Source organism: Streptomyces sp. NPDC037288, from assembly GCF_055603265.1.
Map to the genome: position 1 here is coordinate 131526 of NZ_JBVJVY010000015.1, position 13315 is coordinate 144840.

Below are 13315 nucleotides of genomic sequence, written 5' to 3' on the forward strand. Positions count from 1 at the left end.
TCAGCCTTCCTGAAGAGTGGTCAGTCCGTGGTCGATGAAGACGGGCACGAGATCGCCGATCCGGTCGAAGCCGCGGCCGACGGTCTGGCCGAGCGTGTACCGGTAGTGGATGCCCTCCAGGATCACGGCGAGCTTGAACCAGGCGAACGCCGTGTACCAGGAGACGGCCGACACGTCCCGCCCCGAGCGCTCGGCGTACCGCTCGACCAGCTCCTGCGGGGACGGGTGCCCGGGGGCCTCCGCGGTCGTCGACACGGGGGAGTCGGGCGTGCCGAGCGGCTGGCTGTACATCACCAGCAGGCCCAGGTCGGTGAGCGGATCGCCGAGGGTCGACATCTCCCAGTCGAGGATCGCCGTGATCCGGTCGTCGCCCCCGATCAGGACGTTGTCGAGCCGGTAGTCGCCGTGGACGACGGCCGGGGCGGGGGAGACGGGCAGGGACCGGCCGAGGGCCGCGTGCAGTTCGTCGATGCCGGCCAGCTCACGGTTGCGGGAGGCGTCCAGCTGCTTGCCCCAGCGGCGCAGCTGCCGGTCAAGGAAGCCCTCGGGCCGCCCGAAGTCCTCGAGGCCCACCTCGGCGGGATCCACCGCGTGCAGCTCGACCAGCGTGTCCACCAGGGACAGCACCGCGTTCCGGGTGCGCTCGGGGCCCAGCGGGGCGAGCTGCTCGGCGGTGCGGTAGGGGGTGCCCTCGACGAACTCCATGACGTAGAACGGCGCCCCGAGCACCTCCTCGTCCTCGCACAGCAGCACCGGGCGCGGCACCGGCACGGACGTCGGGTGCAGGGCGCTGATCACGCGGTGCTCGCGCTTCATGTCGTGCGCGGTGGCCAGGACATGGCCGAGCGGGGGCCGGCGGACGACCCACTTCGAGGTGCCGTCGGACAGCGCGTAGGTGAGGTTCGACCGTCCGCCCTCGATCAGCCGGCCGCTCAGGGGGCCGGTCACCAGACCGGGGCGCTCGCGGTCGAGGAGGGCGCGCAGCCGGTCCAGGTCGAGTCCGGGCGGGTGGTCGGCGCTCATACATCACTCCTACGAACGGGTGAACAGGACCCGACTCATGATGCCGACCGGTCGGTATGTCGTCCAGTGCGTCCGCTCAACAGGAGGTCAAACGTGACCGGAGCCACGATACGGCCGACGGCTCCCCGGCGTACTGCCCGGGGAGCCGCCGGCCCCTGCGGTACGGCCGGTCAGTGGTCGTCCCAGTGGCCGTCGTGCTCGGCGTGCCGGTGCCCGTCGTGCAGATAGTCGACGTGGTCGCCGTGCGGCACCTGGGCGTGCCCGCACTCGTCGTAGTGCACGTGCTCGTGGCCCTCGTGGACGGTGTGCCCGGCCGGCTCGCACTCGTCCCAGTGGCCCTCGTGTTCGCGGTGCAGGTGTCCGTCGTGCGCGTAGTCCAGGTGGTCGCCGTGCGGTACGGCGTTGTGCCCGCAGCCCGGACCGTGCCTGTGTGTGCCGTGTTCGGTGTGTTCCTGGTGAAGGATGGTCATGGTGCTCGCCTTCGGGGGTACGGGGGTCTGGCGACGGACAGGCTACGTGGCCGAATGGTGCATATCGGTGCATACCGGTTGCGTGGCGCACGAGTACCCCGGAGGGTCTAGGACATGAAGGGCATCAGCTACGGCCACTACGGCGGACCCGAGGTGCTGGAGTACGGTGAGGTGCGCGACCCGAAGGTCGGCCCCGACCACGTGCTGGTCAAGGTGCGTGCGGCGGCCGTCAATCCGGTCGACTGGAAGTGCCGCGAGGGCTATCTCGACGCGCTCCTCGACGCCGTCTTCCCGGTCATCCCGGGCTGGGACGTCAGCGGGGTGGTCGTCCAGCCGGGCGCCGCGGTCACGGAGTTCGCCGTCGGCGACGAGGTCATCGGCTACTGCCGTGAGGACTTCCTCTCCCGCGGCACCTTCGCCGAGTACGTCGCCGCGCCCGTGCGCACGCTGGCCCGCAAGCCGCGCAACCTGTCCTTCGAGGAGGCCGCCGGACTCCCGCTCGCCGGGCTCACCGCCTACCAGGTGCTCGTCAAGGCGCTGGAGGTCCAACGCGGCGAGACGGTGCTGGTGCACGCGGCGGCCGGCGGGGTCGGCTCCCTCGCCGTCCAGATCGCCGTCCACCTCGGCGCCCGCGTCATCGGCACGGCGAGCGAGCGCAACCACGACCATGTGCGCGGCCTCGGTGGCGAGCCGGTGACGTACGGCGAGGGCCTGGCCGAACGGGTGCGCGGGCTCGTTCCGGAGGGCGTGGACGCGGTCTTCGACACCATCGGCGGCGACACCTTGAAGACCTCGGCCGGCCTGCTCGCCCCGGAGGGCCGCCTGGCCTCGATCGCCGACCCGGAGGTGGTCGGCTACGGCGGCTCCTACTGCTTCGTCCGCCCCGACGCCGAGGACCTCACCGAACTGGTCACGTCCAGGAGACCTTCCCGCTGGAGCGGGCGGCGGACGCGCACCGGCTGAACCAGGAGGGCCGCACCCGGGGGAAGATCGTGGTGACGGTGGACTGGGAGACCGAGGAAGCCGCGCCGGGCTAGACGACGAGTACGGTGGCGCAGGCCGCCAGCGCCACCGCGTACAGCACCGCCGCCGTCGCGTGCCGGGGGGCGAGCGCGGGCGGCCGGACTCCGGAGGCCAGGGCGCGGATGCGCAGGTGGGCCACGCGGAGGAAGCCCAGCCACAGGGCGCAGCACACCGCGCATGCGACGACCCCGCCGGCCGAGGGCCCGCCGTGCAGCGCGGTCTTTATGCCGAGCACGGCGGCCACGGCGGCGGACAGGGTGGTACGGCGCCAGGCCAGCCGGGTCCGCTCCGGTTGCAGCCCCGGGTCCCGCCCGGCCGTGCTCATCCCTCCCATCCGACCAGGACCACCACGACCATGGCCACGGCCACCACCGCGACGACCAGGCTCAGCAGCGCCGGGAACCGGGAGGCGGGCAGGTCCTCGCCGCGCCGGATCGCCCGCTCGCAGCGCACCCAGTGGTTCACCGCGCGCAGGGAGCACAGCACCCCGGCGCCGAGCAGTGCGAGCGCGAGCCCGACCCGCCACGCCCAGCGCAGGTCCGGCAGGAACTGGTCCACCGCGAATCCGCCGCCGATCAGCGCGAGGGCCGTGCGCAGCCAGGCCAGGAAGGTGCGCTCGTTGGCCAGCGAGAACCGGTAGTCGGGTGTGCCGCCCTCGTCGCGCACCTGCTCCGGCGCGAACCACAGCCGGATGTTCCGTACGAATTCGCTCACGCGGTCGACCCTACCGGCGCCTCACCCACGGTTCCGGAACGCCTTCAGCCGCTCGTACGCCGCCAGCCCGTCCGGCACCCACTCCCACGAGCCGAGCCGCCGCTCGACCTCCTCCTCGGGCAGGAAGCCGTGCCACTGGACCTCTTCCACCTGGGGGTTCACGGGCAGCTCGCAGCACACCTCGTACACCGCCGACCACCAGCTGTTCCCGGCCCCGTCCTCGTACAGGAACTTGAAGAGGAAGGCCGGCCGCGGCAGCCCGCGCACGCCCAGCTCCTCCTCGGCCTCCCGCAGTGCCGCCTCGTCGTAGGACTCGCCCGCCCCGACGACCCCGCCGACGAACATGTCGTACAGGGCCGGGAAGACCAGCTTGGTGGCCGTGCGCCGGTGCACGAAGAGCCGCCCGGCCGCGTCCCGGGCCTGGATGAACACACAACGGTGGCGCAGACCCTTCGCATACGCCTCGCCGCGCGGGTACTGGCCGATGACCTGGTCGTTCTCGTCGACGATGTCGAGGATCTCATCTGCGGGGTTCATGGCTCCATCCAAGCGGGGTGACCGGTTCCGGCCAAGCCGGGTGCGTGCCCCGTTCCCGGTAGGGGCCCGCTCAGCGCCGCTGGAGGCCCGGCGCCGACGGCTCCGCCTCCGCCGTGCCGCACGGCATCGCCGGGTGCAGCCCGAGCAGCATGATGCCCGCCACCACCGCCGCGAGCCCGGCCGCCTCCCAGGCCAGCGCCCCCGTGTCGGTGTGCAGCCGGTCGCCGAGGAAACCGACGCCGCACAGGATCCCCGCGAGCGGCTCGGCGGCGGTGAGCGCCGGCAGGGACATGCGCAGCGGGGCCGTCTCGAACGCGCTCTGCACCAGGACGAGCCCGGTGACCCCGCACGCCAGCACGCCGTACGGCTGCCAGCCGGTGAACAGCTCGGTGAAGCCGCCTTCGGAGAAACGGGTGCCGCTCACCCGGGTCAGCGCGTCCTGCACGCCGTACAGCAGCCCGGCGGCGGTGGCCAGCAGCACCGGGCCCCAGCTCAGCCGGGAACGCTTGCCGTACGTCGTGAGCACGAGGGCCGCGCCCACCATCGCGCCGATGATCAGCCAGTGCCGCAGCGGATCGGCGATCGCGCTGCCGCCGCGCGGCTCGCCCGCCGTGATGAACGCGCTCACCCCGCCCGCGAGCAGCAGCAGTCCCGCCCAGCCCTGGCGGCCCAGGGACTGTTTGGTCTGGTGCCGGGAGAGGGCCAGCGCGAACAGCAGGTTGGTCGCGAGCAGCGGTTCGACCAGGGAGATCTCGCCCTTGCCGAGGGCGATCGCGCCGAGCACCATGCCGGCCACCATCAGACCGAGCCCGCCCAGCCAGCGCGGCACGCGCATCAGGTCGAGCAGCAGCCGGAAGGACAGGAAGTCGCTGAGCGGAGCCTTCTCCGCGGCGTTCTGCTGGAGCACGAATCCGAAGCCCAGACAGCAGGCGGCACTCACGGCGAGAAGGAGAACCAGAACGGACACGCTGCGTACCTCGATCATCCGGCCGGACCACGGGTGCGTAGTGGCCGACTGTAGCGCTCCCGGGACTCGGAGTACCCGGAAGTGCCCGGAACCGGGCGGTTGACTCGCCATGGTCCGTGGCCGGGCGGCCCGGCGCCATGGCGTACGCCACAGCCACCCACCGGGACCCCCCGCGGCGCCCCGGCCCACCTGCGCGGAGTCCTCCAAGTTCCCTGTGCACGACGGTAGTTGAAGGGAGCAATCGCCTCGTTCCGCTTGACGCGATCCTTGGCTGGGGGTTTGCTGTGCGTGATCGGTCGATGGCAGCCCGAGAAACAGGAAGTCCCGCGGTGCCCCCTCTCCCACCCGTGCTCGGCGCGCGCCGTACCCGCTCGGACCAGTCCGGTGACACCGCCCCGGACGGCTCCGGCGCCTTCGACGACGCCCTCGACGACGTTGAGCTGTGCACCGCGCGCGCCGCCCTGGCCCAGGGCAGGCGCCAGGCCGCCCGCTCCCTGCTGCTGCACACCGGTGACGACTGGGACCGCCGCGGTCACCGCCTGACCGTGCTCGCCCGGGAGCCGTACGCCGTGGCCTGGGCCGGCGACTGGCTGCAGGCCGAACCCGGCTCCGCCGACGCCGCCGCGCTGTACGCCCTCGCCCGGGTCGAGCGCGCCCTGCGCGGCAAGGAGGATCCCGACCGGGCCCGCGAGGCCTGCGCCGAGGCCGCCGCACTCGCCCCCGCCGATCCCACCCCCTGGCTGGGGTTACTCCAGCTGGCCCGCACCCTCGGCCCGGAGCACGAGGTGCTCGGCGCCTTCGCCGAGCTGCGCCGCCGCCACCCCGAACACCACCACGCCCACCATCTCCTCCTGGCCCGCCTGGCCGAACGGCCCTCCGGCGGCCGGGCCGCCGAGGACCACGAGGTGTACGACCTCGCCGAGCTGGCCGCCGCCGAGGCCCCGGCCGACTCCCCGCTCGCCGTCCTGCCGGTCGTCGCCCTCGCCGAGCGCTACCGGGTGCTCGTCGCCGCCGGCCTGGCCCCCGCCGAGCCCGCCGCCTCTGGCCACTGGTCCGGCCCGCGGGCCCGCCGGATCCTGCACGCCGGCTTCGACTGGTGGCTGGAGTGGGAGCACGACGAACACCCCCGCCGCCACATCGACCTCAACCACCTGGCCTTCGCCCTGTCCTGTGCCGGCCGCCCGGCCGAGGCGGCGGCCCTCTTCCAGCGCATCGGCCGGCACGCCACCCCGGACCCCTGGTCCTCCGTGCACAGTGACCCCCTGGTGGCCTTCCGGGCGGCCCGTGCCCGCGCACTGGGGCACTGAGGGACTGAGTCGTACGGCTTTCCGGGACGTACGTAAGAAGTGATGACGAAAGTCTGACCACTGACCCGGTTCCCTGGCCCCGCAAGGCCCCGAGTGCTCGAATGAACACGTGAACCCTGAACAATTCGAGGAACAGCACGGCAAACCCGTCGGCCGCCGCGTCTTCCTCGGCACCCTCGGTCTGGGCGCGTTCGGCGTCGTCGCCGCGCCCGCGCTGCAGCGCGGCCTGGAGGGCTTCCTCGGCGCCGTCGCGGGCAAGGACCCCACGGGACTGACCGGCCTGCTGCCCAACGGCGGCGGCTTCCGCTACTACTCCGTGGCCGCCTCCGTGCCCCACCGGGACGCCGCGGACTACCAGCTGAAGATCGGCGGACTGGTGGACCGCCCGCGCACCTACACCCTCGCCGACCTGCGTGCCCTGCCGCAGACCCGGGTGGTCAAGGACGTCCAGTGCGTCACCGGCTGGCGGGTCCCCGGCACGCCCTTCGAGGGCGTGCGTCTCTCCCACCTCCTGGACGCGGCCGGAGTCCGCTCCACCGCGAAGGCGATCCGCTTCGACTGCTTCGACGGCACCTACTCCGAGAGCCTCACCCTGGCCCAGGCCCGCCGCCCCGACATCCTGGTCGCCCTGCGCATGCAGGACAAGGACATCTCCCACGACCACGGCGGCCCGGTCCGCCTGTACGTCGCCCCCATGTACTTCTACAAGTCGGCCAAGTGGCTCTCCGGCATCACGGTCACCGACCGGGTCGAACCCGGATACTGGGAGCACCTCGGCTACGACGTCGACGCCTGGGTGGGCCGGTCGAACGGACGGACCGATGAGCCTACGAGCTGACACCCCGGCCCCGCCGGGCGCCCGCATCCGCCGCTTCGGCCGGGCCCCACGCTGGGTGCACCGCACGACGGCCGCGCTGATGGGCGTCTGCGTGGTCACGGCGGCCGTCCTCTACATTCCCCAGCTGGCGGTCATGGTCGGCCGCCGCGAACTGGTCGTCCGCATCCACGAGTGCGCCGGGCTCGCCCTGCCCGTGCCGGTGCTGCTCGGCCTCGCCTCCCGCGCCTTCCGCGCCGACCTGCGCTTCCTCAACCGCTTCGGCCCGCACGACCGGGTGTGGCTGTGGGCGGCACTGAGCCGGGACAAGCGCCGCTCCTCGCGTCCGGCGGGCAAGTTCAACGCCGGCCAGAAGATCTACGCCGCGTGGATCGCCGGCGCCACGCTGGTCATGCTCGGCACCGGCCTGATGATGTGGTTCACCCACCTCACGCCCCTGGTGTGGCGCACCTCGGCGACCTTCGTGCACGACTGGCTGGCCCTGACCATCGGCGTGGTCCTGGCCGGCCACGTCGGCATGGCCCTGGGCGACCCGGAAGCGAGGCGGGGCCTGCGGACGGGGTCGGTGAGCAGGGAATGGGCGGAACGGGAACACCCCTTGTGGCGTGAGTGACCTCGACGGCGACGTGCGCCTCCTCGGGCCACCCGGCGTCAGGCGGATCGTCGGCCCGCAGGAGGGTGCCGGCCCCGGCCGCGTACCCGAGCGCCTCCGGCACCAGGTCCGTCACCGTCACCCGGGCCGCGCCGGCCGCCTTCGCCGCCGCGACCACCAGGCATCCGATCGGCCCGGCCCCGGTCACCAGCGCATGCCTGCCGGACACGTCCCCGGCCCGCCGCACCGCGTGCGGCGCCACCGACTCCGCCGGTACGGCGATCCGCGCCGCGAAGGCACCCTGGACGTGCGGGAAGCGGGCGGCGCTGCCCGGACACCGGGTGTCCCGGCACACGTGCGCCCGTCCGTCGGCCGGGCCGTCGGCGACGTCGCACACGGCCGTGTGGATCCGGTCCCCGGGTGGTCCTGACGCCGCCGCGGCCAGCCGGTCGGGGTCGCGCCCGTTGAGGACCACCGCGCAGCCGGCCTCGGCCCTGTCGAAGAGCGGGTGAGTCGTCCCCGTACCCCTAGATGATCAGTGACAGGAGCAGGACCAGGCCGCCGGCGACCACCGAGATGATCGTCTCCATGACCGACCAGGTCTTGATCGTCTGCCCGACGCTGAGCCCGAAGTACTCCTTCACCAGCCAGAATCCGGCGTCGTTGACATGGCTGAAGAAGAGCGAGCCGGCGCCGATCGCGAGGACCAGCAGGGCGGCGTGCGTGGTCGACATGTCGGCCGCGAGCGGTGCGACCAGGCCCGCCGCCGAAACCGTCGCCACCGTCGCCGAACCCGTCGCCAGCCGGATCGCGACCGCGATCAGCCAGGCCAGCAGCAGCGCCGGTATCGACCAGTCCTTGGAGATGTCCAGGATCATCTGGCCCACGCCGGAGTCGATCAGCGTCTGCTTGAAGCCGCCGCCCGCGCCGACGATCAGCAGGATGCCGGCGATGGGCATCAGACCCTTCTCGACGGTCTGCTGGAGGCGCTCCCTGCTGAACCCGGCGGGCCGGCCCAGCGTGAAGAAACCGACGATCACGGCGGCGAGCAGCGCGATCAGCGGGGAGCCGATGACGTCGAAGACCCGCCGGGTGTGGTGCGCCGGGTCGTCGACGACGATGTCCACCAGCGCCTTGGCCAGCATGAGCACCACCGGCAGCAGCACGGTCGCCAGGGTCGCGCCGAAGCCGGGACGGCGCTCCAGTTCGTCCGAGGCGCGCTGCGGCAGCATCCGGTCGGGGGCGGGGACGTCCACCCAGCGGGCGGCGACCTTCGAGAACAGCGGGCCGGCGATGATCACCGTCGGGACGGCGACCAGGATGCCGAGCGCCAGGGTCACGCCCAGGTTGGCCTTGACCGCGTCGATCGCGATCAGTGGGCCGGGGTGCGGCGGGATCAGGCCGTGCATCACGGACAGACCGGCCAGGGCCGGGATGCCGATGCGCATCACGGAGTAGTTGCCGCGCTTGGCGACCATCAGCACGACCGGGATCAGCAGCACGATGCCGACCTCGAAGAACAGCGGCAGACCGATCACGGAGGCGATCAGCACCATCGCCCAGGGCATGGCGCGCCCTTGGGCCTTGGCGAGGATCGTGTCGACGATCTGGTCGGCGCCACCGGAGTCGGCGAGGAGCCTGCCCAGGATCGCCCCGAGCGCGATCAGGACACCCACGCCGGCGACGGTGACGCCGAGCCCGGTGGTGAAGCTGGTGATGGCCTTGTCGAGCGGGGCTCCGGCGACCGCCCCGAGCGCCAGCGACCCGACGATTAGCGCCAGGAAGGCATGGAGCTTGAACTTGGTGATGAGCAGAACGATCACCGCGATGCCCACCAGGACGGCGATGCCCAGCTGGGCGTGTCCGGCGGAGGTGATCGGCGGAGGTGCGTCCGCTGCCAGCATCTCGACGCTGAGTCTGGTCACGGGGGTTCCCTTGTGGTTACGGGGGACGGGGGTGAGGTGTTACTCGGATGCGTCGGGAAGCGCGTCCAGGGCCCGCACGGCACGCTCGACGATCTCCTGCGGGCTGCCGCTGACGTCCACGGCGACTCCCGCCTCGTCCGGCCCCAGGGGCTGCAGCGTGGCGAACTGGGAGTCCAGCAGCGCGGTCGGCATGAAGTGCCCGCGGCGCTGCGTCATCCGGTCCTCGATCAGCTTCCGGTCGCCCGTGAGGTGCACGAACACGACTTCGGGAGCGGCGGCCCTGAGCCGGTCGCGGTACGACCGCTTCAGCGCCGAGCTGCTGACCACCCCGCCCAGCCCGGCCCGCCCGTGCGCCCAGTGGCCGATGGCGTCCAGCCAGGGCCACCGGTCGGCGTCCTCGAGCGGGATCCCGGCCGACATCTTGTGGATGTTGGCCTGCGGGTGGAAGTCGTCGCCCTCGGCGTACGGGACGCCCAGCCGCGCGGCGAGCAGGGGACCGATCGTGGTCTTGCCCGTCCCCGCGACGCCCATCACGACGACGACCTGGGGGGTTCGCATGTACTGCCTCGCTGTCTTCCTCGACCTCCGACGCCACGGCGGCGTCGCCACACTGAAACCCATTAGGTACGACTAATTCAAGAGCCTGTGATGTTTAAGTCTGACTTTTTAGCTCGGTGATCCACGCCGTACGCTGAGTGCATGACCACACCGGGCCGGGGCCTGCACGGCCATGTACTGGACACCCTCGGCCCCGCGATCACTGCGGGCGAGTACCCGCCGGGCAGCGTGCTGCGCACCGACGAACTCGCACAGCACTTCGAGGTGTCACGCTCCGTGATGCGCGAGGCGGTCCGGGTGCTCGAGTCCATGCACCTGGTCGAGTCCCGCCGCAGGGTCGGCGTGACCGTCCGCCCGAAGTCCGAGTGGAACGTCTACGACCCGCAGGTAATCCGCTGGCGCCTCGCCGGTGCCGACCGTCCGCACCAGCTGCGCTCGCTGACCGTGCTGCGCTCGGCCGTCGAACCGGTCGCGGCCGGCCTCGCCGCCAGGCACGCCACGCCGGAACAGTGTGCGCGGTTGACCGAGTGCGCGCTCGGCATGGTGGCCAACTCACGCGGCCACAGGCTGGAGGACTACCTGGTCCACGACATCGCCTTCCACCGGGTCGTCCTCGCCGCCTCGGGCAACGAGATGTTCGCCCGGCTCGGCGACGTCGTCGCGGAGGTCCTCGCCGGCCGCACCCACCACGAGGTCATGTTCGAGGACCCCGACCCGGCGGCCGTCACCCTGCACGTGCAGGTGGCCGAGGCGGTCCGCGCGGGCGATGCGACCCGCGCCGAACAGCTGACCAGGGAGATCACCGTGGGCGCCCTCCAGGAACTGGACATCCTGGCGCCCTAGTTCGGAGCCTCAGTCCAGGAAGTCACCGTCCACGTACACCCACGCCCCGTCGACCCGCTCGAACCGGCTCCGCTCGTGCAGCGAACCGCCCCGGTAGGACGCCCGGAAGGTCACCGTGCCCGTGGTGTGGAAGGCGGACCCGTCGGTGGCATCCAGGATCTCCAGGCCCGTCCACTTCATCCGGGCGTCGAGGTCCAACCGCTCGGGCCGGGTCCGCGGATGCCAGGTGCGCAGCAGGTACCGAGCGTTCCCCTTCACGAACGCGCTGTACCGGGAGCGCATGAGCGACTCGGCGGTCGGCGCGGCGGCGGTCCCCGCATGGAAGCGGCCACAGCAGGCGTCGTAGGACCCGGGGAGTCCGCAGGGGCAGGTGCGCGAGGTCATGCCCCCCATTCTGCCCGTACCAGGGGAGGCGTCGGCGTGGGGCCGGGTGCACAGTGGAAGGGCAGCGCGGCCCAGGGAGGCGCACGATGACCCGACCCATGACCAGCCATCCCCAAGCCATAAAGGAGTGGCGGCTGAACCTGTACCTCTCCGAGCGCGACCCGGACACCACCGCCCGGATCATCCTGGACACCGGCGACAACGTCCTGGAGAGCCACGCGGAGGCCCGCAGGAACCCGTACGACCCGGATGTGCCGGACATCGGCGACGAACTCGCCGCCGGCCGGGCGCTCATCGCCATGGGCCGGATGCTGCTGCGCGCCGCCGACGGGGACATCAGGGCGGTGGGAGCGGCCGATACGGAGGAGGACCTGGCACCCCTGTGGCTGGACCGGGAATGACGCCCCTCACCTCCCCTTGCGCAGGAAGCGGCGCAGCCTCGTCAGCGGCCAGGTGTTGATCACGTCGTCCGGGGTGAGCCAGCCGCGCTGCGCGGTGCCCACCCCGTAGCGCAGCTGGGCCAGATGCGGAACGGAGTGCGCGTCGGTGTTCACCGCGAACGTCACCCCGTGCTCCTTGGCACGCAGGATGTCCTCGTCGCGCAGGTCGAGACGGTCCGGCTGGGCGTTGACCTCCAGCGCGGTGCCGGTGCGCGCGCACGCCGCGAACACCTCGTCCCAGTCGGCGTCGACGCCCGGCCGCTTGCCGATCAGCCGGGTCGTCGGGTGCCCGATGACGTTGACGTACGGGTTCTCGCAGGCCCGCACCAGCCGCCGGGTCATCGCCTTGCGGTCCAGGTCGAAGTGCGAGTGCAGCGAGGCCACGCACAGGTCGAAGCCGGCCAGGAACTCCGCCGGCCAGTCCACCTCACCCTCGGGATCGATGTTGAGCTCCGTGCCGTGCAGCAGCCGCATCCGGTGGTGGGCGCCGTCCAGCTCCCGCAACCGCTCCCGCTGGGCGAGGATCTTCTCGTCGGTCATGCGCTGCATGTACAGGTTGGGCGCGTGGTCGGTGACCGCGTAGTACGCGTAACCGCGCTCGGCCGCCGCCGTCACCATCTCCTCCAGCGGGGCGAGTCCGTCCGTGAGATCGGTGTGGGTGTGCAGGTCACCGCGGATGTCCTGCTCGGTCACCACCTCGGGCAGCTCGCCGTGCAGGGCCGCCTCGATCTCCCCGCGGTCCTCCCGCAGCGTCGGCGCGATCCACGGCAGCCCGAGCCGGGCGTACACCTCCTCCTCCGTGCGGGAGGCCAGCGAGTCCCCGCTCTCCGCGTCGAACAGGCCGTACTCGGAGAGCTTCAGGCCCTGGTGCACGGCGATGGTACGGGTGCGGATGTTGTGCGCCTTGGAGCCGGTGAAGTACTGCATCGCGGCACCCCACGACTCCGGCGGTACCACCCGCAGATCCACCTGGAGCCCCTTGCCCGTGCGCACCGAGGTCTTCTTCGACCCCCGTGCGACGACCTCCGCGGTGGCCGGCAGCTCGCACAGCGCCGCCATGAACGGCTCCGACCGCTTCGCCGCGACCAGCACGTCCAGGTCGCCGACGGTCTCCCGCATCCGGCGCAGGGAACCGGCGTAGCCACAGCGCCTGCAGCCGGTCACCCCGGAGAGCTCGGCGACGATCTGCTCGGCGGTGTCCAGCGCCAGCGACAGCGGCACCCGGGCACCCGCCCGCTGCAGCAGCTCGATGCCGTGCCGGATGTTGTCCTGCGTCTTCTCACCGAAGCCCTTCAGATCGGCCAGCGCGTCCGCCTCGATCGCCGCGGCCAGCTCGCTCACCGACGAGATGTGCAGGTCCTCGTAGAGCCGCAGCGCCTTCTTGGGGCCCAGGGTGGGGATCGTGATCAGCTCCCGGACCCCGGCGGGGATCTTCGCCCGGCGCTCCTCGACCACCGTCATCTTCCCGGTGCGCAGGTACTCGACCACCTTGTCGGCGATCGACCGGCCCACGTTCGGGATCTCCCTGAGCCCGCTCTCGTCCAGCTGCGCGATGTCGGCCGGATACCCGCCGATGGCACGCGCCGCCTTCTCGTAGGCGCGCGCCTTGAAGGCGTCGCCTCCCGTGATCGCGATGAGGTCCGCGTACTCCTGAAGGAGCGCCTCGACCTCCTCATTGGGCCGGGCCACCCTTCAAG

15 protein-coding genes and 2 pseudogenes are annotated in these 13315 nt (G+C 72.1%); 6 read left to right on the plus strand and 11 right to left on the minus strand.

Annotated features, from left to right (window positions below):
* Together ACZ7GZ_RS19545 and ACZ7GZ_RS19550 are read right to left on the minus strand one after the other, a co-directional pair.
* Window positions 1–1023: a phosphotransferase family protein gene (locus ACZ7GZ_RS19545; RefSeq protein WP_471025627.1), complete on the minus strand. Its 1023-nt coding sequence runs from the start codon at window positions 1021–1023 to the stop codon at window positions 1–3.
* A gap of 170 nt (window positions 1024–1193) precedes the next feature.
* Entirely contained in the window at window positions 1194–1493 is a 300-nt protein-coding gene (locus ACZ7GZ_RS19550) for a hypothetical protein (protein WP_471025630.1), read from the minus strand.
* A gap of 114 nt (window positions 1494–1607) precedes the next feature.
* Here ACZ7GZ_RS19550 and ACZ7GZ_RS19555 point away from each other — a divergent pair.
* Window positions 1608–2530 (plus strand): annotated as a pseudogene (locus ACZ7GZ_RS19555) (NADP-dependent oxidoreductase).
* On the opposite strand, the gene ACZ7GZ_RS19560 reads toward ACZ7GZ_RS19555, so the two are convergent.
* From ACZ7GZ_RS19560 to ACZ7GZ_RS19575, 4 genes are all read right to left on the minus strand, one after another.
* Window positions 2527–2850, minus strand: coding sequence for a DUF202 domain-containing protein (locus ACZ7GZ_RS19560; RefSeq protein ID WP_471025633.1), 324 nt, complete (start codon window positions 2848–2850; stop codon window positions 2527–2529). The pseudogene ACZ7GZ_RS19555 and the gene ACZ7GZ_RS19560 overlap by 4 nt on opposite strands.
* Window positions 2838–3230, minus strand: a complete 393-nt coding sequence (locus tag ACZ7GZ_RS19565) for a YidH family protein (protein ID WP_450798991.1) — start codon at window positions 3228–3230, stop codon at window positions 2838–2840. Before ACZ7GZ_RS19565 ends, ACZ7GZ_RS19560 begins: the two co-directional genes overlap by 13 nt.
* A gap of 21 nt (window positions 3231–3251) precedes the next feature.
* Window positions 3252–3767: an NUDIX hydrolase gene (locus ACZ7GZ_RS19570; RefSeq protein ID WP_471025636.1), complete on the minus strand. Its 516-nt coding sequence runs from the start codon at window positions 3765–3767 to the stop codon at window positions 3252–3254.
* A gap of 70 nt (window positions 3768–3837) precedes the next feature.
* A complete protein-coding gene (locus ACZ7GZ_RS19575) occupies window positions 3838–4734 on the minus strand; it encodes a DMT family transporter (protein WP_471025639.1) in 897 nt (298 codons plus the stop codon).
* 329 nt (window positions 4735–5063) lie between these two features.
* Between ACZ7GZ_RS19575 and ACZ7GZ_RS19580 the strand changes: the two genes are divergently transcribed.
* From ACZ7GZ_RS19580 to ACZ7GZ_RS19590, 3 genes are all read left to right on the plus strand, one after another.
* Entirely contained in the window at window positions 5064–6041 is a 978-nt protein-coding gene (locus tag ACZ7GZ_RS19580; RefSeq protein ID WP_471025642.1) for a hypothetical protein, read from the plus strand.
* Between the two features lie 109 nt (window positions 6042–6150).
* Window positions 6151–6879: a molybdopterin-dependent oxidoreductase gene (locus tag ACZ7GZ_RS19585; protein ID WP_471025644.1), complete on the plus strand. Its 729-nt coding sequence runs from the start codon at window positions 6151–6153 to the stop codon at window positions 6877–6879.
* Entirely contained in the window at window positions 6863–7489 is a 627-nt protein-coding gene (locus tag ACZ7GZ_RS19590; protein WP_471025646.1) for a cytochrome b/b6 domain-containing protein, read from the plus strand. The genes ACZ7GZ_RS19585 and ACZ7GZ_RS19590 overlap by 17 nt, the downstream gene beginning before the upstream one ends.
* 355 nt (window positions 7490–7844) lie before the next feature.
* On the opposite strand, the pseudogene ACZ7GZ_RS19595 reads toward ACZ7GZ_RS19590, so the two are convergent.
* From ACZ7GZ_RS19595 to ACZ7GZ_RS19605, 3 genes and pseudogenes are all read right to left on the minus strand, one after another.
* Window positions 7845–8003 (minus strand): annotated as a pseudogene (locus ACZ7GZ_RS19595) (gluconate 5-dehydrogenase); the annotation flags it as partial.
* Window positions 7996–9393, minus strand: coding sequence for a GntP family permease (locus tag ACZ7GZ_RS19600; RefSeq protein WP_471025648.1), 1398 nt, complete (start codon window positions 9391–9393; stop codon window positions 7996–7998). The pseudogene ACZ7GZ_RS19595 and the gene ACZ7GZ_RS19600, both read right to left, overlap by 8 nt.
* A 39-nt stretch (window positions 9394–9432) precedes the next feature.
* Entirely contained in the window at window positions 9433–9951 is a 519-nt protein-coding gene (locus ACZ7GZ_RS19605) for a gluconokinase (protein ID WP_471025650.1), read from the minus strand.
* A 141-nt stretch (window positions 9952–10092) separates the two neighbouring features.
* Here ACZ7GZ_RS19605 and ACZ7GZ_RS19610 point away from each other — a divergent pair, with 141 nt between their 5' ends.
* Window positions 10093–10794: a FadR/GntR family transcriptional regulator gene (locus tag ACZ7GZ_RS19610; protein ID WP_471025652.1), complete on the plus strand. Its 702-nt coding sequence runs from the start codon at window positions 10093–10095 to the stop codon at window positions 10792–10794.
* Window positions 10795–10803: 9 nt separating this feature from the next.
* On the opposite strand, the gene ACZ7GZ_RS19615 is transcribed toward ACZ7GZ_RS19610, so the two are convergent.
* On the minus strand, window positions 10804–11178 hold the full coding sequence (locus ACZ7GZ_RS19615) for a YchJ family protein (RefSeq protein WP_471025654.1): 375 nt from the start codon (window positions 11176–11178) through the stop codon (window positions 10804–10806).
* A gap of 86 nt (window positions 11179–11264) precedes the next feature.
* Here ACZ7GZ_RS19615 and ACZ7GZ_RS19620 point away from each other — a divergent pair, with 86 nt between their 5' ends.
* Window positions 11265–11579, plus strand: coding sequence for a dsRBD fold-containing protein (locus tag ACZ7GZ_RS19620; protein ID WP_471025657.1), 315 nt, complete (start codon window positions 11265–11267; stop codon window positions 11577–11579).
* A 6-nt stretch (window positions 11580–11585) separates the two neighbouring features.
* Here ACZ7GZ_RS19620 and polX read toward each other — a convergent pair whose 3' ends face one another.
* On the minus strand, window positions 11586–13307 hold the full coding sequence (gene polX, locus ACZ7GZ_RS19625) for a DNA polymerase/3'-5' exonuclease PolX (RefSeq protein ID WP_471025660.1): 1722 nt from the start codon (window positions 13305–13307) through the stop codon (window positions 11586–11588).
* Between the last annotated feature and the right edge of the window lie 8 nt (window positions 13308–13315).

Bases quoted from the DNA above. Each gene is read 5' to 3' on its own strand.
- ACZ7GZ_RS19545 (WP_471025627.1), bottom strand. From the start codon at position 1,023: ATGAGCGCCGACCACCCGCCCGGACTCGACCTGGACCGGCTGCGCGCC.
- ACZ7GZ_RS19550 (WP_471025630.1), bottom strand. From the start codon at position 1,493: ATGACCATCCTTCACCAGGAACACACCGAACACGGCACACACAGGCAC.
- ACZ7GZ_RS19560 (WP_471025633.1), bottom strand. From the start codon at position 2,850: ATGGGAGGGATGAGCACGGCCGGGCGGGACCCGGGGCTGCAACCGGAG.
- ACZ7GZ_RS19570 (WP_471025636.1), bottom strand. From the start codon at position 3,767: ATGAACCCCGCAGATGAGATCCTCGACATCGTCGACGAGAACGACCAG.
- ACZ7GZ_RS19590 (WP_471025646.1), top strand. From the start codon at position 6,863: ATGAGCCTACGAGCTGACACCCCGGCCCCGCCGGGCGCCCGCATCCGC.
- ACZ7GZ_RS19605 (WP_471025650.1), bottom strand. From the start codon at position 9,951: ATGCGAACCCCCCAGGTCGTCGTCGTGATGGGCGTCGCGGGGACGGGC.
- ACZ7GZ_RS19610 (WP_471025652.1), top strand. From the start codon at position 10,093: ATGACCACACCGGGCCGGGGCCTGCACGGCCATGTACTGGACACCCTC.
- ACZ7GZ_RS19615 (WP_471025654.1), bottom strand. From the start codon at position 11,178: ATGACCTCGCGCACCTGCCCCTGCGGACTCCCCGGGTCCTACGACGCC.
- ACZ7GZ_RS19620 (WP_471025657.1), top strand. From the start codon at position 11,265: ATGACCCGACCCATGACCAGCCATCCCCAAGCCATAAAGGAGTGGCGG.